The organism is Erwinia sp. Leaf53, assembly GCF_001422605.1.
In the GTDB taxonomy this organism is placed as follows: domain Bacteria; phylum Pseudomonadota; class Gammaproteobacteria; order Enterobacterales; family Enterobacteriaceae; genus Erwinia.
In genome coordinates this window covers 192,484-214,151 of record NZ_LMLK01000027.1, presented here as the reverse complement: position 1 = coordinate 214,151, position 21,668 = coordinate 192,484, and the positions used below count along the sequence as shown (strand labels likewise).

Annotated in this window: 19 protein-coding genes; 1 reads left to right on the top strand and 18 read right to left on the bottom strand. The window is 57.3% G+C overall.

Features of this window, described 5'->3' with window-relative positions; translation table 11 throughout:
- Positions 1-7 precede the first annotated feature (7 nt).
- From ASF13_RS22935 to tonB, 11 genes are all read right to left on the bottom strand, one after another.
- On the bottom strand, positions 8-2,185 hold the full coding sequence (locus ASF13_RS22935; protein WP_056242417.1) for a type VI secretion system Vgr family protein: 2,178 nt from the start codon (positions 2,183-2,185) through the stop codon (positions 8-10).
- 28 nt (positions 2,186-2,213) lie between these two features.
- Positions 2,214-4,787 (bottom strand): type VI secretion system ATPase TssH, encoded by a 2,574-nt coding sequence (gene tssH / locus ASF13_RS22930; RefSeq protein WP_056242415.1) that lies wholly within the window; start codon positions 4,785-4,787, stop codon positions 2,214-2,216.
- 17 nt (positions 4,788-4,804) lie between these two features.
- A complete protein-coding gene (tssG, locus tag ASF13_RS22925) occupies positions 4,805-5,767 on the bottom strand; it encodes a type VI secretion system baseplate subunit TssG (RefSeq protein ID WP_056242413.1) in 963 nt (320 codons plus the stop codon).
- Positions 5,757-7,598, bottom strand: coding sequence for a type VI secretion system baseplate subunit TssF (tssF, locus tag ASF13_RS22920; protein ID WP_056242409.1), 1,842 nt, complete (start codon positions 7,596-7,598; stop codon positions 5,757-5,759). The genes tssG and tssF overlap by 11 nt, the downstream gene beginning before the upstream one ends.
- A gap of 9 nt (positions 7,599-7,607) precedes the next feature.
- Positions 7,608-8,051 carry a type VI secretion system baseplate subunit TssE gene (locus ASF13_RS22915; RefSeq protein ID WP_056242407.1) on the bottom strand — a complete coding sequence of 148 codons (444 nt, stop codon included), beginning with the start codon at positions 8,049-8,051 and terminating at the stop codon, positions 7,608-7,610.
- 50 nt (positions 8,052-8,101) lie between these two features.
- A complete protein-coding gene (locus ASF13_RS22910; protein WP_056242405.1) occupies positions 8,102-8,620 on the bottom strand; it encodes a type VI secretion system tube protein Hcp in 519 nt (172 codons plus the stop codon).
- A 125-nt stretch (positions 8,621-8,745) separates the two neighbouring features.
- On the bottom strand, positions 8,746-10,269 hold the full coding sequence (gene tssC, locus ASF13_RS22905; protein WP_082502405.1) for a type VI secretion system contractile sheath large subunit: 1,524 nt from the start codon (positions 10,267-10,269) through the stop codon (positions 8,746-8,748).
- Positions 10,266-10,829 carry a type VI secretion system contractile sheath small subunit gene (tssB, locus tag ASF13_RS22900; RefSeq protein WP_056242401.1) on the bottom strand — a complete coding sequence of 188 codons (564 nt, stop codon included), beginning with the start codon at positions 10,827-10,829 and terminating at the stop codon, positions 10,266-10,268. The genes tssC and tssB overlap by 4 nt, the downstream gene beginning before the upstream one ends.
- A gap of 18 nt (positions 10,830-10,847) precedes the next feature.
- A complete protein-coding gene (locus ASF13_RS22895) occupies positions 10,848-11,852 on the bottom strand; it encodes an ImpA family type VI secretion system protein (protein WP_056242399.1) in 1,005 nt (334 codons plus the stop codon).
- 744 nt (positions 11,853-12,596) lie between these two features.
- Positions 12,597-12,797 (bottom strand): hypothetical protein, encoded by a 201-nt coding sequence (locus tag ASF13_RS22890; RefSeq protein ID WP_056242397.1) that lies wholly within the window; start codon positions 12,795-12,797, stop codon positions 12,597-12,599.
- A gap of 334 nt (positions 12,798-13,131) precedes the next feature.
- A complete protein-coding gene (tonB, locus tag ASF13_RS22885) occupies positions 13,132-13,872 on the bottom strand; it encodes a TonB system transport protein TonB (RefSeq protein ID WP_200929804.1) in 741 nt (246 codons plus the stop codon).
- A gap of 198 nt (positions 13,873-14,070) precedes the next feature.
- Between tonB and ASF13_RS22880 the strand changes: the two genes are divergently transcribed.
- Positions 14,071-14,367, top strand: a complete 297-nt coding sequence (locus tag ASF13_RS22880) for a YciI family protein (RefSeq protein WP_056242390.1) — start codon at positions 14,071-14,073, stop codon at positions 14,365-14,367.
- A gap of 101 nt (positions 14,368-14,468) precedes the next feature.
- Here ASF13_RS22880 and ASF13_RS22875 read toward each other — a convergent pair whose 3' ends face one another.
- The 7 genes from ASF13_RS22875 to ASF13_RS22845 form a co-directional block, all read right to left on the bottom strand.
- Positions 14,469-14,792, bottom strand: a complete 324-nt coding sequence (locus ASF13_RS22875; protein WP_056242387.1) for a hypothetical protein — start codon at positions 14,790-14,792, stop codon at positions 14,469-14,471.
- Positions 14,792-15,037 (bottom strand): DNA polymerase V, encoded by a 246-nt coding sequence (locus tag ASF13_RS22870; protein WP_082502404.1) that lies wholly within the window; start codon positions 15,035-15,037, stop codon positions 14,792-14,794. Before ASF13_RS22870 ends, ASF13_RS22875 begins: the two co-directional genes overlap by 1 nt.
- Positions 15,038-15,202: 165 nt before the next feature.
- Complete coding sequence (locus ASF13_RS23915; protein WP_162237207.1) at positions 15,203-15,823, bottom strand: sugar transferase; 621 nt, start codon at positions 15,821-15,823, stop codon at positions 15,203-15,205.
- Positions 15,824-15,975: 152 nt separating this feature from the next.
- A complete protein-coding gene (locus tag ASF13_RS22860; RefSeq protein WP_156365654.1) occupies positions 15,976-16,698 on the bottom strand; it encodes a hypothetical protein in 723 nt (240 codons plus the stop codon).
- A gap of 10 nt (positions 16,699-16,708) precedes the next feature.
- Entirely contained in the window at positions 16,709-18,721 is a 2,013-nt protein-coding gene (locus tag ASF13_RS22855; protein WP_156365653.1) for a hypothetical protein, read from the bottom strand.
- A gap of 126 nt (positions 18,722-18,847) precedes the next feature.
- On the bottom strand, positions 18,848-21,307 hold the full coding sequence (locus ASF13_RS22850; RefSeq protein WP_056242370.1) for a host specificity factor TipJ family phage tail protein: 2,460 nt from the start codon (positions 21,305-21,307) through the stop codon (positions 18,848-18,850).
- Positions 21,294-21,659, bottom strand: coding sequence for an NlpC/P60 family protein (locus tag ASF13_RS22845; protein WP_056242367.1), 366 nt, complete (start codon positions 21,657-21,659; stop codon positions 21,294-21,296). Before ASF13_RS22845 ends, ASF13_RS22850 begins: the two co-directional genes overlap by 14 nt.
- Between the last annotated feature and the right edge of the window lie 9 nt (positions 21,660-21,668).

The following is a 21,668-nucleotide window of genomic DNA, read 5'->3' as shown; positions in this document are numbered from 1 at the left end:
CCCTTCCTTAGTTCGACATTTTCACGCCGACGGTTTGCATACTGGCACCGGCCACCGAGACGCCGACACCGGTGGTGGTGATACTTGAACCGGTGGTTATGATGCTGGAGCCGATATTGGTGATATTTGAACCATTGTTCATAAACACGGAAGCGGTGAAGTTCACCCAGGAACCTAACATCTGTACCATCGAGCCATACATCATGGTGCTGGACCCGGTCATCACCACCTCGCTGCCGGTCATCGACGATGACACGCCAGTCATCGATGATGACACGCCGGTGAAGGCGGTTCCCTGTCCGAGGAAGGAGGTTGAGCTGGCGGTGAAGTTGCTGGCATCCCCGATCACGGCGGTTGAACTTCCGGTACAGCTGCTGCTACAGCCGGTGAGGCTGACGCTGCTGCCGGTAGTGGAGAGGCTGCTGCCGATGACCGCGCTGCTCATCCCGGTAAACGCGCTGCCATTGCCCGTGACGGAGAGATTGTTGCCGGACAGGGAGACCGCATTGCCCGTCAGGCTGGCCTGATTGCCGGTGGCGGCAACGCTGTTACCGGTCACTCCGATGGCGTTCGCTTTGTAAGAAACCGCGTTCTGCAGCTGTTCCGTCAGCGTGCGGGTGACTACCTGATAGAGATCCTGCCCGACATCGGTGGCGCTGTTACGCTCAACCGAGGTCTGCAGATCGCGCTCCGCGTGCATCATCACCCGTTCACCGCCGCGCTTGTCATCAAAGGTCAGCTGACTGGCATGCTGCGGCTGACCAAACTTCAGCGACCGGGAGACCAGGCCGCTGTAGTTGATCTGCTCCGGCAACCGGTAAGGGGGTGGATTATCGCCGTTATAAACGATGCCGGTGACCACCGGCCGGTCAGGCGAGCCGTCAAGGTAGGTGATCAGCACCTCCTGCCCGACGCGCGGCATCGCCAGCACGCCCCAGCCTTTGCCCGCCCAGGCCTGCACCACCCGCATCCAGCATGAACAGTCCTCCTCACTGCTCTTGTCACGGTCCCAGTGAAAATGCACGCGGATGCGCCCGTGTTTGTCGGTGTGCACTTCGGACTCAGCCGGGCCGACCACGGTGGCACTGTGCAAACCGGGCATCTGTGGCCGTGGCGTGACGCGGGGTGGCCGCCAGGCAATGTCGTCGTTTATCGCGATAAAACGGCAGATGACGTTGCGCCCCTGGCTGCTGCTGTCCGGCCCGTCCTGGATAAAGTCGTAATCGCAGCGCAGCAGTTTGTAGCCCCGGTTGCGCTGCGGGTCAGGGTGCAGAGACAGCGTAAAACGGCGGGCGGGCCGTAAGCCTGTGGCATTGCTCTCGCCGTTGAGCAGCAGCCCCTGTGCCTGCAGTTCCTGCAGGCGTATCTGCGCCAGCCGTTCGCCCCGTTCGGTATCCCGGTAACCCGTGGCATAGTCATACCACTGCAGCGGCGTCTCCCGCAGCCGGTTGTCCTGCTGTTCGGCCCGGGTTTGCAGGTTATTGCGCGGATTGAGATAGTCAAAATCACGCAGGACAATCTCATTCGGGCTGACCCTGCGCTGGCGACGAATGCGCTGAATGCCTTCGCGAATGGCGCGCCCCTCTTCGCCGTCGGGGATGTAGCGCAGCCCCTGCCAGGGGGCATCCAGCAGGGGCCAGGTCTGCCGGTCCTGGATCACCAGCGTGTGGCGATCCTCGCCGTGTTCCGTCACGTAACTGATGCCTTCATCCTCCAGCAGGCGGCTGACGAAATCGAAGTCACTTTCGGCAAACTGCACGCAGTACTCCCGCGGCGGATAGGTGCCTTCCAGCTCGAAGCGGTAATCCGCCGCGCCATAACGCGAGAAAATCTGCGTGACAATGTCAGGCACGTTCAGATTCTGGAAGATCCGGCAGTTGCGGTTCTGCTGCAGAAACCACAGCCAGCCACTCAGCCTGAACTGATAAACAAAATGCGTGCCCTGCTGCCCGCGATCGGCCCCGGCGATAATCCAGGCATTAAACGGCCGCCGCCTGCCGCCGGGCAACTCAACGGAGACGGTGACCTTCTTACCCAGCAGCGGGTCGAAATCGACCTCCGCGCTGCGGCACTCGACGTCCAGAGCGTACGCGGCATTCGCGGACATGCCCTCCTCTACCTTAAAACTGAGCGGGTAGGCGTCCAGCGCGTTCAGCTCATCACTTACGATTTCAAGCAAAGACATACAACCTCCTTGTACAGGGTGATGCGGTTCAGACGAAATGCAGCGTCAGGCAGTCGTCTTCGATACTCAGTTGAATTTCGTGCAATACCTGGCGGGTGCGCTGGCGTTGCAGTAGCTCAAGGCCGATCGGCGGCAGCACCGTCTGTTGCAATAATCCCTCGACGGCACGCCCGCTGGACGGATGCTGTCGGGCGCGGGCCGTCAGCCAGTCCATGACGTCTGCCGCCACCGTCAGCCGGGTTCCGGCACCGGCACCGGCCGTCAGCCGGGCGTCGAGTGCGTCCAGCTGGTGGCGGACGATCGCCCGCAGAGCCTCGTCGCTGAGCGGCAGATACGGGATCAGGGTCATGCGCGCCAGCAACGCCGGAGAGAACACCCGGCTAAGCGCCTGATGGACCCGCGGCCGCAGCGTGGACAGCGTGAGCGGCTGTTCGGCGGCGGCGGCCTCAATTTCATCACCGCCGGCATTGCAGGTCAGCAGGAAGAAGCAGTGGCGGAAGCTGATCTGCCGCCCTTCCCCATCCTCCATCAGCCCTTTATCAAACACCTGGTAAAACAGGTCATGAATATCGGGGTGCGCTTTCTCAAACTCATCCAGCAGGACAACTGACCAGGGTTTACGCCTGACCGCCTCGGTTAGCTTTCCTCCTTTGCCGTAGCCGATATAGCCTGGCGGCGCACCTTTCAGCGTGGAGACGCTGTGCGCTTCCTGAAATTCACTCATGTTAAAGGCGATCAGATTATGGCTTCCGCCATAGATCGCCCGGGCCAGCGCGTGGGCGGTTTCCGTTTTCCCGGTGCCGGTCGGCCCGGCCAGCAGAAAGACGCCAGACGGGCGCTCCGGCGACTGTAAACCAGCACGCGACACCCGTATCGCCTGGGCCAGCTGCTCTATTGCCGCAGGCTGGCCAAAGATCTGCGCCGCCAGCCGTGACTCCAGCTGCAGCACGTTGTCGATATCGCTCTGCAACATGCGGCCGGAGGGGATTCCGGTCCAGTCAGACAGCACGTCGGCAATCACCCGCTCATCCACCCACGGAGAGACCAGCGGCGTTTCGTTCAGCCCGTCCGGCGGTTCCGCCAGCGCTGGCTCAGCCCCTTCCTGCTGCCTGGCACGATAACGCTGGAAGATCTGCTGCTCCTGCTGATGCTGCTGGCGCAGGCTGTCCAGCCGTTGCCGGCACGCCGACTGTCGCTGTTGCAGCGCCGCCAGCCGTGGTTCTTTCTCCTCCGCCGCCAGCGGTTCCTGCCGCAGGTTGTCGCTTTCCCGCCGCAGCGCATCGAGTTCGGCCAGGGCGTCACCGATGGCGTAAGGTTGCCCGTGCTGGCTGAGGGCGACCCGCACGCAGGCGGTGTCCAGTAGCGCAATCGCCTTGTCGGGCAGCTGCCGCGAGGGCAGATTGCGCTGCGACAGGCGCACCGCCGCCAGCAGCGCGGATTCGCGAATCGACACCTGATGAAAGGCGGAAAATTTCGGCGCGATGGCGCGCAGCATGGCGACCGCGTGCGCCTCATCAGGTTCACTGACCAGCACGGTCTGAAAACGACGGGTCAGCGCGGCGTCCGGCTCTATAAACTGCTTATACTCCGACCAGGTGGTGGCCCCAATCATCCTCAGCTCACCGCGCGCCAGCATCGGTTTCAGCAGATTCACCGCATCACCGGTTCCGGCCTGCCCTCCTGCACCGACCAGCCCATGTGCCTCATCGCAGAACAGCACAACCGGGCTGCCGGAGGCAAGGATGGCGTCCAGCAACGCGCAGATTCTGGCCTCAAACTCCCCGCGCGCCGTGGCACCCGCCTGCAGGCTGCCGAGATCCAGCGACAGCAGACGCGCCCCCTTCAGGCGTGGCGGCACCTGGCCGCTGACGATCTGGCTGGCCAGCGCCTCGACCACCGCGGTTTTGCCTACGCCCGCCTCGCCTACCAGCATCGGGTTGTTCTGCCGCCGGCGCTGCAAAATATCGATCATCTGGCGCAGCTCCTGCTCACGACCAATGACCGGATCAATCTCACCTCTGGCGGCCTGATCGGTCAGATCGGCACACCAGCGGGTGAGCACGGAGGTCTCTGCCCCGGCGTCTGCGGCGGCGGGCGGCGGGCTGACAGACAACGGGTCAGCGTTTACCTGCTCAATGGAGCGGGCAACGATCGCCGGATAGTCGTCAAAAATTTTGGGCAGCGGCAGCTTTTTGAACTCATCGCAGAGTCGGTATAACACGCGCTGCAGCGCCGGATCCTGCAGGATACCCAGCAGAATATGGGCGGTGCGCACCGGGCCACCGGCCGGGTTAAGCTGGCTGACCACCACCCCGTGCTCTACCGCACGGATCAGGCTGGCTGACAGGTCGCTCACCGTCCCCTCGCGGTTTGGCTGAGTGTGCAGGATCTTCTTCAGCGCGTTCGCCACCCGTGACTGGCTGACCTCACAGGCGTTGAACAGCAGCGGGATATCACCGCGATCCTCGCTGACCAGCACGCTCAGCCAGTGCTCCAGCTCCACGGTCTCGTGGCGGAAACTGCGGCACAGCCGGGTTGCGTCAACAAAGGTTGCCCTGGCAAACGCTCCCAACAGGGAAAACAGACGTTCTCGCTGATACACCTTTAACCTTCCTTATTTCAGGTTGTCGAATACCAGACAGGCTGGGAGACGATCTTTTCCCTGGCCTGCAACCAGCCGCTGCGCCCCGCACGCCCCTGCCCCAGACGGCAGGCCATCGCAGGTGAGGTGCGGATCAGCAGCACAATATCCATCACGTACCGGTGGCGGAAAAAAGCCCGGCAGCAGTGCGCCAGAGAGAGCAATGCCGGTGCCCCGCGTTGAAATGTCGAATACTCGCTGGCGTCCAGCGGACCAATATCTATCCGCACGGCGTGCTGCGCATCATAGAAACGCCTTCCGAGTCGGGTGGCGCCCAGCAGGTTGCCCACCGGATGAACGCCAGGCTCATCGCCAATCCACCTGCCCTGTCGGGTGCGCACCCGCACCGGGACGGAGAAGTAGTGGGTCAGCATCCGTTGCAACTCCGCTACCGAACCCCGCCCCGGCAGCCACGCGCCGGGCCAGGCCAGGCGCAGACGGCTCAGGTGAGTTTCCAGAGGCTGGGCCGCCGATATCCCGGCGACGCTACGCAGACGGCGGTCAAACCGGTTCTGCTCCGGCGGGCGATCGTGCCCGACCACCGGGTTCAGCTGGCTCCACGCACGGTAAAAAAGCAGCGCCAGCCGCTGGCTGAAAATCGCCATAAAGGCCTCAAAGGCCCGGTTGCGCTGCAAAAATGCGTCGGCATGCGCGTGCTCGGTGACGTAAAGGGGTAACGGGCCGTAAGGCGCAAACAAGCCAAAGTAGCGGGTGACCACCTCCAGCCGACCGTCGTTGATCTGCACATCCGCCACCTCACGCGCGGCGAATGCCGCGTCTGCCCGCTGGGTAATGCGTATGCGCGACAACGAACCATCGCGACTCTCTCCCAGCTGCGGCTGGCCGGGGCAGAGATGTTCAAACTCGCGCAGCAGGGCGAAAAAGTCCCGATCGGCGCTGAACGTGCCCCACGCCAGCGGCGGCAGCGGCTTAGCAGACATGCTCTTGCTCCCAGCTGATTTGCGGTTCGCCATCCAGAGAGAGCGTCATGCGCAGCGTCTGGCTCAGCTCACAATACTGGCTCAGCGCACGATGAATCACCGCCGCGAAGACCACCGCGCCGTGATCGGCATGGTGATCGCGCCGCAGGTTGAGCGCGATCTCGGCCCCGCGGGTCCAGGCCAGCGGCCCCGCCCCGCGATAGCGCTCAAAGCGGTGGCCGATCGCGCTGTTCTCAATGCTGTCCAGACGGCGTTGATGGGTGGGCTGCAGGGGATCGGCAAACAGCATCAGCCACTCCTTCAGTAAGGCAGAGCAGTCCGCCACCTGCGGCCGGGCATAGTGCAGCGGGTTAACGGCCAGCAGCTGTAACGCCTGCCAGCTCTTATCCGCTGGCGGCACCGCCTGTGGGCTGGAGGGATGACGAATAATCTCCGTCTGATGCACCGGCAACGTCTGTTGCAGCTGGAACACCGGCTGTTGTAACCCGGCCGGGATCAGATGCCGTTCGCAGACCAGCGCCTCCACCGCCAGCGCTTTCAGCGCGTGCGCTGGTCCACTGGCTTCCCCCATCGAGAGCGCGATAAAAAGTTCTTCTTCCGGTAACCCGCTGTTGTGATAGCGCGATGCGCGTGGCTCACGCCGACGCCGTAACGACCAGACGGCCGGAATGCCCGGCTGATGATAACGGCGATCGCCCTGCGGTGAGGCCAGCGGGATCGGTTCCCCCTGCGGGTTCACGCCCTGTACCTGACACAGGCTGTGAACGTCGTAAAGCGACGCGTTCAGCCGGTCGACAATCAGCGGATGTTCAACGCGATCGTGGTTGAGTAATACCGGGTCACAGCGACGGCGGTACAGGTTAATCACCGGCGTGGCAAACAGGGCGAAATCGGCTGCACCAATCTGGTTCAGCAGCGTCACCACCTTCCGATCGAGCAGAATAAACAGTTCAAACTCCCGCGCCTGCCGGCACTCACTGAGGAAAGGCTGCAACCCGGCGATATCAACACGGCAGAACAGGCCGGGTGCGGCAAAGTACTCGCGCAGGATCCGGCAGCCCGGCAGCTCGCCCGTGACCTGCGGCAGCAGTGAATCCTCATCACCCAGCCCGCCCAGGCGTAATGCGCTGGCGGGCAGTTCTGCAACCTTTGTCTGCCGGTCGCAGGTCGCCCAGGCGACTATTTTTTGCGTGTGCAGCAGGATCAGCGAGAGCAGCTGGCTGGCTTTGACCTGGTGACCGGCCAGCGTCAGTTGCAGCGGTGAAAATCTCAGCTGTGAGACGGCAACCACGCCCCGGGTGCTGAGCCGGATGCGCAGGTGGGACTGACTGAGCTGAAAATGGCGTGCCACCCCTTCAGGCAGGGACGCGGGGGCCAGCAGCGCGTAGCTGGCCTCCTCAATCACCACCGGCTGAAGGTGCAGCGCTGTGCCGGTTGAAAACGTTGCCGTCCTGCCGTGCAGTGACGGATCGCTTAATACCACCTTGCTGCCGCGAGGCAGCGTGGTGTGCGTATCCCACTGCGGATAAGTCAGGTCGGGACGGATGGCGATCAGCGCCATTGAGGGTACCGGGGCCGACCAGTAGGGTGCCAGGCGGGCCAGCATATTAAGCGCGAACTCAGGCTGCTCATAATTCAGCCGCTGCTGAACGCGGGTGCTGAGGAAGGCCGCGCCCTCCAGCAGTCGTTCAACAAAAGGATCGCGTACCCCGTCGTGATGCATCCCCAGATGCCGGGCAACCTGCGGATTTTCACGTGAGAACTGCTCACCGGCCTGCAGGAAATAACGGAGTTCATCGTTGTACAGGGCTAAAAAATTGTCATCGAGCATGATTTTCCCCTAAAGCACCTGAATGGCACCACATGAGTAGTCCAGCGCAATCCGTAAATTAATGACCTGGGCACCTTGCGAAATGGCCAGAACGCCGCTGATATCAAATAAGATCGCCAGTGCCAGCGTTTGTCGCGTTTCAAATACCGGCTTCACCGTAATTCTCACCGGATCAAGACGCGGCTCGAACGTCACCAGGATGCGATGTATGTGTCTGGCCAACGCCGATACATTTTCACTGATCGGGATCTGTTTACTCAGTGAAGGCAGTCCGTAATTGATCACCGAGCCTGCGCAGAATGAGTAATGTTCTAACGATAACGTGCCGCTGCGCGTGGCATCATTCAGCAGTCTTTCAATATCGCGCAGCAATATTTCCCGCCACCCCGCCATACTCATGGCCACAGGTAGCGTGCTGAGCTTATCGAATAACGCAGGCCGTGATATTATCATTGTATTTTCCTTTATCCTGGCCACCCGTAAACGGGCAGCCAGGGTGCGGATTAGATTTTTATATTCCGCTTAAGATCATAGCCGGACTGGATAACGGCCCCCATACTTCCGTCATTATTCTGCTCCTTATATTCAATCTCTATCCTGGCAAAATTGAGCCTGATCAGATCGGTTGGCAAAACCGTATCGACCTTGTGAATATACATAGGATCAATAGGCATATTACCCACGGTTTTATAGGACGACACCAGGCAGTTGCTGAACACCACCGTGAGGAAGTCCTGCTGACCCTGACCGGATTTACGGCAGACCAGCCGGGCTTTTTCAATATGCGCCCCCGTTGCACACATCAGAAAGAGTTTGGGGGAGGATTTGTTATTGATCATGCGGAATTCAAAATCTTTCATTTCAACTTTTCCTGCTCCACCGCCGCTACCCATTCCCCAGCGGCCGGCATTCTCTTCTGACCACTGCCAGGCATCAAGCTGGATCCAGCCACGATAATGTTCATCAGGCGATTCACCATCAACGCCATCTATTTTTAAAAAATAATCAACTAACGCTGCCATCTTAATCTCCTTGATTGCGTTACGCCGGTTTGTACCGGCAGATATCCGGATAAAAATGCACAGTGCAGAACGCCAGGATTTTGTGCTTTAACGCACTATCCGGCTTTCATCACTCTGATTCATTTTCATCTTTTCCCATCCATGTTGGCAGAGGGAAGTCTGGACACTAACCGTAATGAAACGGTCATGCCTTCTAACTGGTAATGGGGGCGCAAATAAAAATGCGCACGATAATATCCCGGATCGTCAGCCACCTCTTCCACGCTGACTTCCGCTGCGGCGAGAGGGCGGCGAGCTTTGGTAGTTTCGGTAGATACCGTAGGATCGCCGTCAACATAATTCATCAGCCAGTCATTCAGCCATAACTGCATATCATCACGAGAGCGGAATGATCCTATTTTGTCCCTGACAATACATTTCAGATAGTGGGCAAAACGGCAGGTGGCAAAAATATAGGGCAATCGCGATGATAACTTCGCATTCGCCGTCGCATCATCATTTTCATAGCGCCTGGGCGCATGCAGCGTGCATGAACCAATGAAAGCGGCAAAGTCAGAGTGTTTACGGTAAACCAGCGGCAGAAATCCCGCATCCGACAGCTCCTGTTCCCGCCGGTCAGAAATAGCGACTTCGGTGGGACACGTCAGTTCATAACCGCCCTCCTCCGAGGGAAAGGCATACGCCGGTAGCTCTTCCACCGCGCCGCCGGATTCGATGCCGCGAATTCTTGAGCACCAGCCATATTCATGGAAGGCCCGGTTGATGTTCAGCGCCATGGCATAGGCCGAGTTGGCCCAGCAGAAATCGTCACTCTGCTCGGGGCGAACCACTTCTTCAAAAGAAAACGCCTCTACCGGATTGGTTTTGGCCCCGTAAGGCTGGCGGGCCAGGAAGCGGGGCAGCGTCAGCACCAGATAGCGCGCGTCGTTGCTTTCCCGCAATCGTCGCCATGCCGCATATTCCGGCGTGGTAAAAATCTTGCCAATATCCCGCGGGTTGCCCAGTTCGGCCCATTTGTTCATCTGCAGCAGCGCTGGTGACGCCGCAGCAATAAACGGGCAGTGCGCAGCGGCGGCAATTTTGGCAATTTCACTCAGCAGCGACACGCCAATCGGGCTGTGATCGAACGGGTAATCGCCAACCAGACAGCCAAAGGGTTCACCGCCAAACTGCCCATACTCATTTTCATAGATCTGTTTGAAAATCGGGCTCTGATCCCAGGCCGTACCCCGGTAGCGGCTCAGCGTGCTCATGAGTTCCTGCTGAGTAATATTAAGAACACGGATTTTCTGTGTTTCATTAACATTAGTATTATCAACAAGATAGCTAAGACCGCGCCATGCCGCCTCCAGTTTTTGAAAAGCCGGCTGATGAATGATCAGGTTCATCTGCTGTGACAGTTTCTCGTCGATTTCAGCAATCAAACGCTCGAGGGTGAAAATCACGTCTTTGCTGACCCTGACCTGGCTTCGGCTCACGTAGTCCGACAGGGTGCCGATCGCACTGCGTACCGCCAGCGATGCTTCCTGCGTGCGTGGGCGAAAGCTCTTTTTCAACAGCGCGTCCAGCTCATCGCCGACGTCTACAGGTTCATCATATTCCCGCCGATCGTGACTGAGATGTTCAGCCAGCGGATTAGTCTCTGTCATTGCCCTTCCCCTTCCTCTGTCCTGCTGCCTGGATCCGGCTCGCCTTCGCTCTCACTGAAGATATCCGCGCCTTTCACGATCAGATCGTTAAGAAAATCGGGACGTTCTAACAGATTTTTTACTACCTCTTCCGCGCTGGCTTTCCCGTCCATATAGGTGATCAGCTGGGAAAAATGCTCACGGGCCTGCAGCAGTGCCGCCATCTGTGGAATGCGCCGTGCCAGTTCTGCGGGAGAAAAGTCCTCCATGGATTCGAATTCCAGATCGATATCGATCAGGTCATCGCCCTCACTCAGCGTATTTTCCACGTAGAATTGCAAATGGGGTTTTATTGCCCGCATGCGGTCATTAAAATTATCCTGATCGAAGGTCAGAAATTTACGTTTTTCAATAGCAGGCAGATCGGTTTTACGATTACCGGAAAGATCGGACATGATACCGGTGACAAAAGGTAGCTCGATCTTCTTTTGCGAACCATAAAGCTCAACGTCATACTCAATCTGAACGCGGGGTGCATTGTTCTTGCCGATAAACTTTTGTGAATCAGTATCCCTGGCCATCAGCCTCTCCTCGGTATTTTATTTATTACCAATAAACTGCTGTAACGTCGACAGTGAGTCCGGCAGCATATCTTCAACGATCGCTAAAAAATCCATACCGATCATTTTTTGCGACCGCCGAATCAGCACCGGTGCCGGATGACCCGGCTCACACCGTTCAAAATAGTCGATAACTTTATCCAGCATGATAATCACATCCTGACGACTCGAAAAACCGTCTGGCGTGAGTGCTGGCAAACTCTGACTTTCCAATAAAACCGCGTCGTCATCACTACTTGCAGTGATATGAGCTATTTTATTCCGCAGGACATCAATCCATTCCAGCAGCAACCGACAATCCAGTTGATATCCTTCGTTATCCTTATTGACCAAAAACTCTATGTTTTTCAGCGAACCATGGATCAGCAGCAGCTGCTCTGATAACGCCGGCAGTCCGGCCTGATGGTAGACTTCATTTACCTGAGAAACAGCGGATACAATTTGTGAATAACTCAATTCCGTACTGTCGGATGAGAGCCCGCGTGAAAAAATATCATCATAAGATAATCCTCCCCCAGGGATTAACTGACTCTTTTTTATCAGGCTCAGGCACGGTACTGATGAAATCCAGCTCAGCGCTGCGGCTCCATCACCATTGAGTAACAGCGTCTTATCCTCAGCGACTTCCGTTATTGACAGGTCAAGAAGATAATGTTCTATTTTTTTTATACTCTCAAAGAGTACGATCCCACCGCGCAGATTCAACTCCGCACGAAGTAACCAGAGTTCAACCCGCAGGTCAAAATTTTTTGATATTAAGTGACTGCAGTTATCTCTGATTTTATACCAGTCAAACTTTTCTTCCGGAAGCGTATAGCCCAGAGGATCGTCGATTTCATCGAATTTAGCCAGAGATAATTCAACATCAACATAGAGTGGATCAAACTTGATATCTTCATTCGGTCCGTAAGAAGAAGCGCAATCATCCATAATTCTATCCTCAGCGTGGATTAGCAGTACTTTTTCTGTCACAGGGGCATGCATAGCTCGTCCTTGTATAAATCACCTTATCAAACAAAATTAATTAACACCCAATTGTTTGTGAGAATTAATCAGCACTCAATTATAGATTTCATCTATCAATAAATTGATATCGATCGTCAAAAGCAATAAGCATTATTAACGGTTCATTTAAGTTTTTTTATGTCATCGTTTTTACTAAAAAACCACCTGTTAAAATCGTATAATTACTTCGATAAAAAACTTTTTTAATCAAATATTATTATAATCATAATATTTGTTAACTAAAAATAAGGTTTTTCCGCAAGTTAAAATCATTAAAAAAAATGAACCCTCATTTTCTGGCTACAATTGCAGCAGTGAAATCTTTTTTTTGCAAATGCAGTATAAAAATTTTGGACATGTTGAAATCATTGAAAAAATGATTTTTATCGGGCGTTAATGTGATAAATACAGAACGGTAGTGAGTGTAAGATCATGTTTTTGAACAATATATTTTCCATGAGCTTTTTTTAACTTCAGGAGAGACGCTCTTACGGTGACCGGATGTTTTACGATAAGCGTTAATTCCCGTCCGACAAAATTCCTCAGCTTTGCTGCATTCATAAGTAAAATGAATCATTCGCCACGTACCCTCACCCTTCACGTGGATAGAGTATTAACTGAAAAAACTGTTACCTGCGCAGAAATGCTCATACCCGGCGTGCCCGAGCATGAGTCAGAAAGAGGGGGAAAAGGGAATTCAACAGGTCGGCGCTGCTGCGTTCGTCAGGCATAGCGACCATGACGCTCGCTGTTGCGTCTCGTCATCTTCTTACCAAGCAGTGCGTCGAAATCTATCGACGCACTGCGGCACTCGATATCCAGCCGGTATTGCGCGTTGCCGGATACCCGCTCTTCCACGTCAAAGCTGAGCGGGAAAGCACCCAGTGCTTTGAGTTCCGCACTCCCGATTTCAATTAACGACATATAACCTCCTGGTATGGGTTGCCGTCAGAAGGTGCTAATGGTTTACGGCCTTCAGCAGGATGCCCTGACCGACTGAAAACAGCGTCATTTACCGTCAGCTTAGCGTTTAACAGGTCAGTTTGTTTTTGCCAAAACGGGTGGGTTGAACAACCACAGAACAGGATGGAATGGGATGAAAGTGCAGGGCCGGCAGGTATCGTCGGGCAATTTACAGCAGGTTGCAGAGCACTAAGCACAAAATAAAGAAAAAGACGGGTAAACAGCCCCACCACCGCCAGGTGGGGGGTGTTTACCCGTCCGCAGGGGCTGCGCCCTGTTGATTGACTCCGGCCGTTTATTCCAGGCTGGTGGTGCCGTTGATCCTGAACTTGATGGTCATTTTCAGATCTTTCCCTGGCCTGCCGGGTTCGTAACGCCACTTACGCATCGCTGATTTCACCTCACGCTCAAACATATTGCGCGGTTCGGCGGAGACAATACGCACGTTCTCTACCTGCCCGCTGGCGTTGACGTCGAACATCACCCTGACCGCACCCTCCACGCGCAGCGCCAGCGCCCGCGACGGATAATCAGGGTTGCCCTGGCTAATCGCCCGCGTACCGGTTGAGACGGTATTCGACGGCGGCGCCGGGTTGGTTGTCGGCGCGGTAGACGCTTTCGGTGCTTCGGTGACCTGCTTTTCAACCGGGGCTGGCGGACGCGTTTCACGCGGCTTCACCTGTGGCTTCGGCTTCTCTTCCACCTTCTTCGGTTTCGGCTTCGGCTTCGGCTTCGGTTTGGGCTTCGGCTCGGGGATCGGAATCGGAACCGGCTCGGCTTTTGGCGGCTCGGGAACGATTTCTGGCTCAGGTTCCGGCTCAGGTTCGATCACCGGCTCTGGCGGCGCAGGCTGCACTTCCGGCTGCACTTCCGGCGCGACCATCGACACGCTGATGGGCTGTGCCGGTTTCGGCATCTCAGTCGTCTGGTGGTACGAGGCGTAAAGCAGCGCACCGATCACCGTACCGTGCAGTACAACGGAAACCAGCAACGAGAGGGGTGAACGGCCTGGTAGTGGGGTTGTCAGCGTCGTCATAGTCTTTATGGTCAAAATGTGAAGGGGTGAGTTTAAATGCAAATAGCAATCAATTTCAACAACCAGCGGCATCCAATTGACAATAAGCCCTTAAATCACCGCCCGGCGGGTCAGATTCCCTCCGTTTATCTTTCGTTTGCACAAACGCTGGTGATCACTTAACGTGGCGCAACTATTTATTTCGACAGGGGTTCGAAAGTGCTCTACGTAATATACGCTGAAGATCATGCTGATTCACTGGAAAAACGGCTGGCGGTGCGCCCTGCACACCTGGCCCGGCTGCAGCTGCTGCGCGATGAAGGACGCCTGATTATCGCCGGGCCAATGCCCGCCGTCGACAGCAACGACCCCGGTGCCGCAGGCTTCAGCGGCTCTACGGTGATCGCCGAGTTCACCTCGCTGGAAGAGGCGCAGACCTGGGCGCAGGACGACCCATATGTCGCGGCGGGTGTATACCGGCAAGTGGCGGTGAAGCCATTCAAACGGGTCTTTTGACTAAACGGCATAAATCATTTAAAACAATGATTTATGCCAAATACAAAAAAATAAAACAACCACCAAGTACACATAAGAGTACGCAAAAAATTTTTCGTGCATCAAATCGTTGGTTCGCGCCTTTCCAAAACCTCCAGCACGATCCACGTCACGCAGCCCAGCAACACCACATCCTCCAGCGCCTGCCCCTCAATCGCCTCACCCTCCTCTGTTATCAGCGACTCCCCCATCAGCTTTCCGATGTGCCCTTCCCCGAACAGCTCAAACGCCACGGTATCGCCCTGGTTAATCTTCACGGACCGATCGATAACCAAGATGCGGCCAGGCTCCCGAATGATGGTTGTCGCCGCCGGATGCGCGACCATTAAATCGTCGAGGTTGATCCGGGTTTCGATGTAGTCAGTTGCTGGCGAGGGGAAGCCCATCAGTAGCTCCCTGCGCTGTTGGGGTTGTAGAGGAAGAAGGTGCGGCGTTCGCCCTCCTCGGTGGAGATGTCCTTGAAGCAGCTCTGGTAGTTCTCTATCCAGCGGTTGGCTTCGCGCAACGTGAAAACATGGTTGAGGTTTGCCAGTTCGCGCTGAAAGTCGACGGTGCGGACGATCCGCCGGCCAGACGGTTCATGAACGACGCTTTTTCTGAATGCTGCGGGAATGTCTGATTTGCGGGGCATGATACCCTCCTGAAATATACTGTATACCCATACAGTATTATCTCAGAAGGGGATCGATCAAGCGGGAAATGCGGGGGGGAAGGTTAAGTAGGTGTTTAGCCGGATAATTTAAGTCAGGAATCCGGTGAAGCATTCCAGACGTGCCTGGATGAGGGGCTCTTACGGTCAGCCGGTTTTGTCGGTCTCAAAGAATACGAAGGCCGTCTTTGCCGCAATCACCAGGTCGAGGGGGAAAGATTTGTGATCCACGTAAAACAGGTCGTAGCGGATCATGTTGTCGAACGTGGTGGTGTTGCGACCGGATATCTGCCACAGGCCGGTGAGACCGGGCTTAATGGTCGAACGTTTTGCCATCCTGTCCGGCCTGACCTTTTCGGCGTCATAGAGCGGCAGCGGGCGCGGCCCGATAACGTTCATCTCGCCTTTGATGACGTTGATAATCTGGCTGGTTTCGTCAAGGCTGGAGCGCCGCAGGAAATTAGAAAACCGCCCCGCCACCCTCGGGTCCATCTGGGTAACAATTTTGTTGTAAACCTGAACCTGCCGGAGCAGCTCAGGATTAGTTTTGATCTCTTTTTCAAACACTTCTGCCACGTTTAATTTCATGGTGCGAAGCTTTACTGCGCGGAACGTTTTCCCGTTATGCCCCTCTCTCTCCTGCATAAAAAACACAGGGCCACCGTCATAAATTTTTATGTATATTGCGAACGCTATCAGGACGGGTATGAAGAGAATGAAAATCAGAGCGGAAAGCAAAACCTCTAACAACCAACTGAAAAGCCTCATGAAATCCCTTACAATTAGCATGTGATGGAATCTCACTTGTATCAAAAACCCGCAAAATTGTAAATAAATATTTATGCACATCCCTGTGCACTCACCCTTCAACATTAGCCGCCACACAGTGTCAGCCCGGCGACACCCTCAGCATGCGGCCGTCAGAACGCCACCGAAGGGATGACTTTTTGCAGCCAGGCGCGGATCGTCGCCAGCTCGGCGTCGGTCAGCACGCGTGAGAAGACCAGCGCGGCGGCAATATCCACCGCAGCGCCGCTCACACCGAACAGCGTCGGGGCGCCGCCAAGCCGCAGCGTTCTCAGCGCGGTGCTTTTCACCAGCGTTGAACCCGCCGGCAGCGTGTACAGGCCGGTTTTGGCCTCGGTCAGGTTGTTCAGCTGCGCACCGGTGGCGGCCGTAAATCTGCCGGTCAGCATGGTTCCGGTTTCCACGCCCAGCGCGGAGGTGATGCTGGACGCGCTTACCGTTCCCGCTGAGTCGGCCTTTGCCAGGAACAGCTGAGCATTGGCCGCGCTGTACATCAGGCTTTTACCCGGATCGCCCGCGCCGTTGTAGTTCGAAATCAATGCCCGGTTATCCGCCAGGCTCGCGCGACGGCTCACCACAATCAGCGTCATGTTGTCCGTATCGGTAATGCCCAGGTCGAGATAGTTGACGTTGTTCCCGGCCTTAAGATAGCCGCCGGTGACCGTGAGCGTGCCCGACACCGAGGGCTTAACGCCGCCCGGCACAAAGTTATCCGTCAGCCCCGCGGCGGAAAAGACGTTGGCATACATCAGCCCGGTTGTGTCCCAGCCGGGGGTGAACTCATCAGGATCGGATACCTGAGAAAGCGCGTTGTTAGAGAGTAGTGTGAATCCCATAATGTCCTCTTCAGGCGGTGACGGTGATGACCTGAGCCCAGGCCCAGTTGTTCAGCGGATAAGGCTTGTTGACCAGCTCTGCGATGTTTTCGGCAGGCTGCTGGCCGGAGCCGGCGGTGTAGCTGTAATTCTCCATCGCAACGAACGGATCGGAGTCCTGCAGGCAGCCGTTGCCGTTGTGCGCGGTTTTGTCGGCGTACCAGATTTTCAGGGTGCCGCTGACGTTGCGGCCAAAGTTAATCTTCACGATGGTGTCGGCGACGATCTCCACCGACGTTATTGCCAGCGCGCCGGCGTCATCCGTGGCGCGGAATCCTTTGTCCGCATAGTCGGTTGCCACCGCCCCCACGTAAGGCCTGCCCCACTTAAGCGGCGGGTAAGGCACGGCGTAGCTGAGCAGCGCGTGGTTATCGGTGACTTCCGCAGACGTGCAGTGCAGCGGCTCCCAGCCCTCACCCAGCACCAGCACCCGAAACATCACTTTGGCAAAGAACATATCCATCCAGCGGTAGCCGTTGCTGGTCAGGTGGCCGCCTTTGTCCGGGAAGGGGTAGGACGGACAGACCCCGTAATAATTTCCGCCCTCCTTTGCCATATCCAGCTGGGCCATACCGATAGCCAGCTCGTTGGTGTCGCTGGTAAAGCTGGCGCTGGTCTGATAGGTGAACATCGCCGGCGGCAGCTGGCCGGTGCAGAAGTCAGCCACAAAGTCGGCGTAAAGCTGCTTAACCTTCGCCCTGTACCCCGCCCGCGTGGTGTCGCCGCCGTAGGTCGGGTTGTAGTTCCACTCACCCTGCAGGAAGCAGAGCGCCCCAATCCCGTAAGACTTACCGGCGGTTGTCGCCAGAGACCTGGCCAGATTCACGGCTTCGCGCACGCGGTTATACAGCTCCGGGCTGGCCCCCTTTGACAGCTGCTCAACCGTCCGCCCGTTCACGCCGCAGACCGACAGCAGCAGCCGGCGCGTTTCGTCTGACGAAAGCGACATGTGCTTAAGGAACAGGCTTCGGAGCATATTCACCGCAGCAACGCCGCCCTCACCCTCGTTCGGCGAGCCGGCGGGCAGCGCGGACACTTCCGCATCGGTCATCACGGCGGAGCCGTCGGCGGTCTGGGTCACCGCGACCAGGGGGGTGAGCGCGGCCGCGCCAACCGGGACAAAAGCCGGGTTGGTTCTGCTGGACGGGCGGCAGCTGTTGCCGATCATGAGGTTACCCAGCGCCGCGTAAGCCGTCTTGCTGAGCGCCGGATAACCCTCCTGGAAGGTGGAGAGCGACTGGCCGTCGACGATGATATGCGTCAGGGCAAAAATCAGCCGCTCAATGCCGGCGTTATACTGGCTGCGCACCCGGGCGTAATAGTTCAGGTTGCGGTTGTTCGTTACCGCGATACTGTCGTCGCTGCCGCCGCCCTGCTCCACGCCGACCAGCTGCCCCTTATCGTCGATGATGGTTCTGCTGCGCCCCAGGCTGTCGGTCACCTTCAGAAAGGCCGGTCCGCTGACCCGGATTTTATTCCCGCCGGATGAGAGCGACACCTCAGAGCCGGACACGCTCGCAGCGTCCGTGCCAAAGCTGCCGTCAGCGTTTTTACGGACGCTGCGCGGGGCGACCACGCCCTTATCATCGACCACCGTCACCACCCGCCCGAGAGCGTCCCGGAAGTAGAGCCCTTTGCCTTCAACCTGCAGCATCAGCTTGCTGATGATCTCGTTTACACCCTGCTGAGACAACATCACCTTGCCCGTAGCGGTCAGGGTGCCTGCAACGTTCTGATACTCGTCTGCCAGCGAAGCGCTGGCGGAGCTGCGGACGTAAGCATAGGCCCCGACGGCGATGACACCGGCGCTGACATCAGCCTGTGCGGCGGGCAGTGTGGCGTACTGTTTGCCCAGAGGCATGATGTTCTGGATCGCCCCGGTTATCCTTTCTTCGTTTTCAGCCTCAATACCCGCCCACGTCCTCCTCTCTGTGCCCAGGCGATCGGTGTAATTCTGCTGCTGGGAGTTGATCGCCTCATCCATTTTTTCGGCGTTGAAGAGTAAGTTTCTCGGTGAGCTACTTGGAACCGGATCATTAGTTGGTGTCGTCGCCATAATTTTTCCAATAAAAAACCCGGCGCGGTGGCCGGGTGTTGGTGGAGGAATCGATCAGGAGTAGATGCTGTCGTTATATTCAGAGAGCGTGAAGGCCGTGGTGCCGTCGCTGTTCGGTTTTTTGTCGTCCACCAGCCACAGGGTGCCGTCCATCTCTTCCTGCGTGGCGATCACGTAGCGTGATGGCGACTGCACGTCGTAGCCGTCCCAGATGTTCAGCGCGATGGCCGGCAGCGCAGCTGTGAAGCCAAAGCGGGTGTCTGCCCGGGCGATGGCCGGATAGCGCGCCGAAGTGCTGCCCAGGTCATCCGTGACGGTCACGAACATCGCGCCGGCGAAGACGATCGCCTCGCTGGTGTCGAAGTCATTGCCGGTGCGCTTCACGATGTAGCCCGACTGCTGGTTAGTGTCGAAGGTATCCGGCACCTGCACCATATCCCCAACCGACACGTACTGCCCGTCCGCCAGCGTGGTGCAGGTCATTTTACCGCGGGAGTAAATCAGCCGCCGGGCCTCCATAAATGCGCGATCACGTGCCTGGAATTCGTTCCTGCAGCCGACGATTGTCACCTTTAGCGGCGATTCGGCCGCCTGCTCGACAATCCCCGTTGCGGTGATCCGCAGGCGGATGTAGGTCTTTTTGTTGGTCGTCGGGCTGACGTACTCAATTTCCACCCCGTCATAGCCGCCGGGCATGGTCATTTCATAGGTCAGCCTGTAGCCGTCACTGGTCATGTTGGCACGGTTGAAGGTGGTGGCCGGGTACGGCACCGCCTGATTACGCACAAACGACAGCACGCCGTCCTCCGAGAAAGCGGTAACCCGCGCGGCGCCGCATATCGACGCCACCCGGCTGCCCAGCGAAACATCCTCATCGTCAAAGGTGTAATCGAAGTAACCCAGGCGCGGATCGCTCAGCTCGGCGGCAATGTCGTACAGCGCCTGCAGGTCGATGCTGGTCACGTCCTGCCTGCCCATAACAAGCCAGGTGTGCGCCACGGCATCGGCGAAAGAGCGCGACGGGCGCAGCGTGTAATCGACCTGCCGGGTGCTCCGGTTGTAACTGATGGTGTGCCGGGTGATCAGCGCGTTGTATTTCCTTTCATGAATATTGGTGGGCCTTTCCGTTGCGCGGATGGTGACCTTTACCAGCGTATCATTCGGGTAAACGACGCCATTTCTGACGTTTATGGCGTGCACGCCATCGAGCGTGAGCTTGTTTCCCGAGTTACTGTTGTTGGTTCGCTCGATGCTGACTGCATACTTCGCCAGGCCGTAAGCCGGGGTGAATTTATAGGTCCGGTAATAAGACTTGGTCGTGACGTTGAAGGGGTTGTCGATGCTGTCAGAGACGGTCTGCAGCGTACCGGGGATTTGGTTGTTATTCTCATCCACCGCCCAGCACTTGATAACAAAGTCGGTTGTGCCATCAACGGGCCCGAGGTCAGACACCGTGTGAACCCAGATAGCGGTTGAGCTGATGGGCGACACGAACGGGCCAACCACCAGAGTCGCCTTGTCCACCAGGGTGAATCTGCTGTTATTGATCGTCGCCGTAGTCAGGTACTGGGTAACGTCGCCCGTAATATCGGTGATGGTGAAGGTGTACCGATAGTCGGCAGGAGGTACGGCGCCATCATTGGTTTCCACCGCCCCGATCAGGTTGCCACTCAGGCCCACATCTTTGGTGACCACTCCTGATGCGGTGTTGTAAGTCACGTTCAGCGTGAAGCTGACCGCGTGCGGAAACGAAAGCCCGAGGAAATAATCGAACTCAGTGTTTTTTGGGATGGAGACGGCAATCTGGCCGCCGGAGTATTCACCCGAAATCACGGTGTTCGTCGTCGCGCTTTCAACGGGCGTAGACTCTGACTCATTTTTACCGGGCACCTCCTGCCCGTCGATGCCGTCGAACAGGTACGGCTCGATAAGCTGCCCTATCACCTCGCCGGGGTTGTAAATGCTGTAGGTGGCCCCGGCCAGCGATCCCAGGTTAGTTTCCGAATAGCGAACCGAGCTCACGTCGTATCTGCCGATGCCGAAATTCATCACCTCGGTGATGTACTTTTTGTCGTTAATGTACTCATAACAGGACTGCTGGATCAGGTCGGGGAACGACCGTACTTCGCCGTAAACGTCCGGCCTGGCCTGATAGGTTCGGGCGACGTTGGTCTGTCCGGTCAACTTGTTGTTCGGGCTCTCTTTGCCGTTGCTGTCGGCCACGGAAACGGACGGCTTCGGCACCAGGAAGGACAGCACCTTGCTGATCAGCTTAAACAGCGGCTTCACCACCGCCAGCACGCCCTTTGGCTGGTCGAACACCTGCACCCGATCCGCGTCGGTCAGCAGAAAGCCGACATCCTCGTCCGGGCCAATCTCGCGACCGTTGACCACCACCATCACGTCGGCGTGAATGTCGGCGGCCAGCAGCCAGTCGGCCAGCGCGGTGCCCGCCGGTACCGCGATGCGCTCCTTTGGCGTGCCGGGCACGCGCTGCAGCTCAATTACCGGCATATACCATGTACTCCACCCGGGTGAAAACTCTCTCTACAGCCTGCAGCCGGTCGCTGCGCACCGCGCCATTATCGCCCCGGCTGTGCAGGGCCCGGCCACCTACTGTCAGACCGACGTGAATCGGCTGTCGGCCTTCGTAGCCGATAAAAATGCCGCCCTCCTGCGGTACCACCACCGGCCGCCAGTACACCACCTCGTCGGTAAAGCAGGTGATGAACTCGCCTGCCGATTCGTAACCCGCCGAGTGGTGAATCTCCACCCCGGCCACGTGCCGGAACCACAGCACCACCAGCCCCCAGCAGTCGCATGCATCAAACGAGCAGGCGCGGTTCAGCCAGGGCACGCCGATCATCCGGCGGGC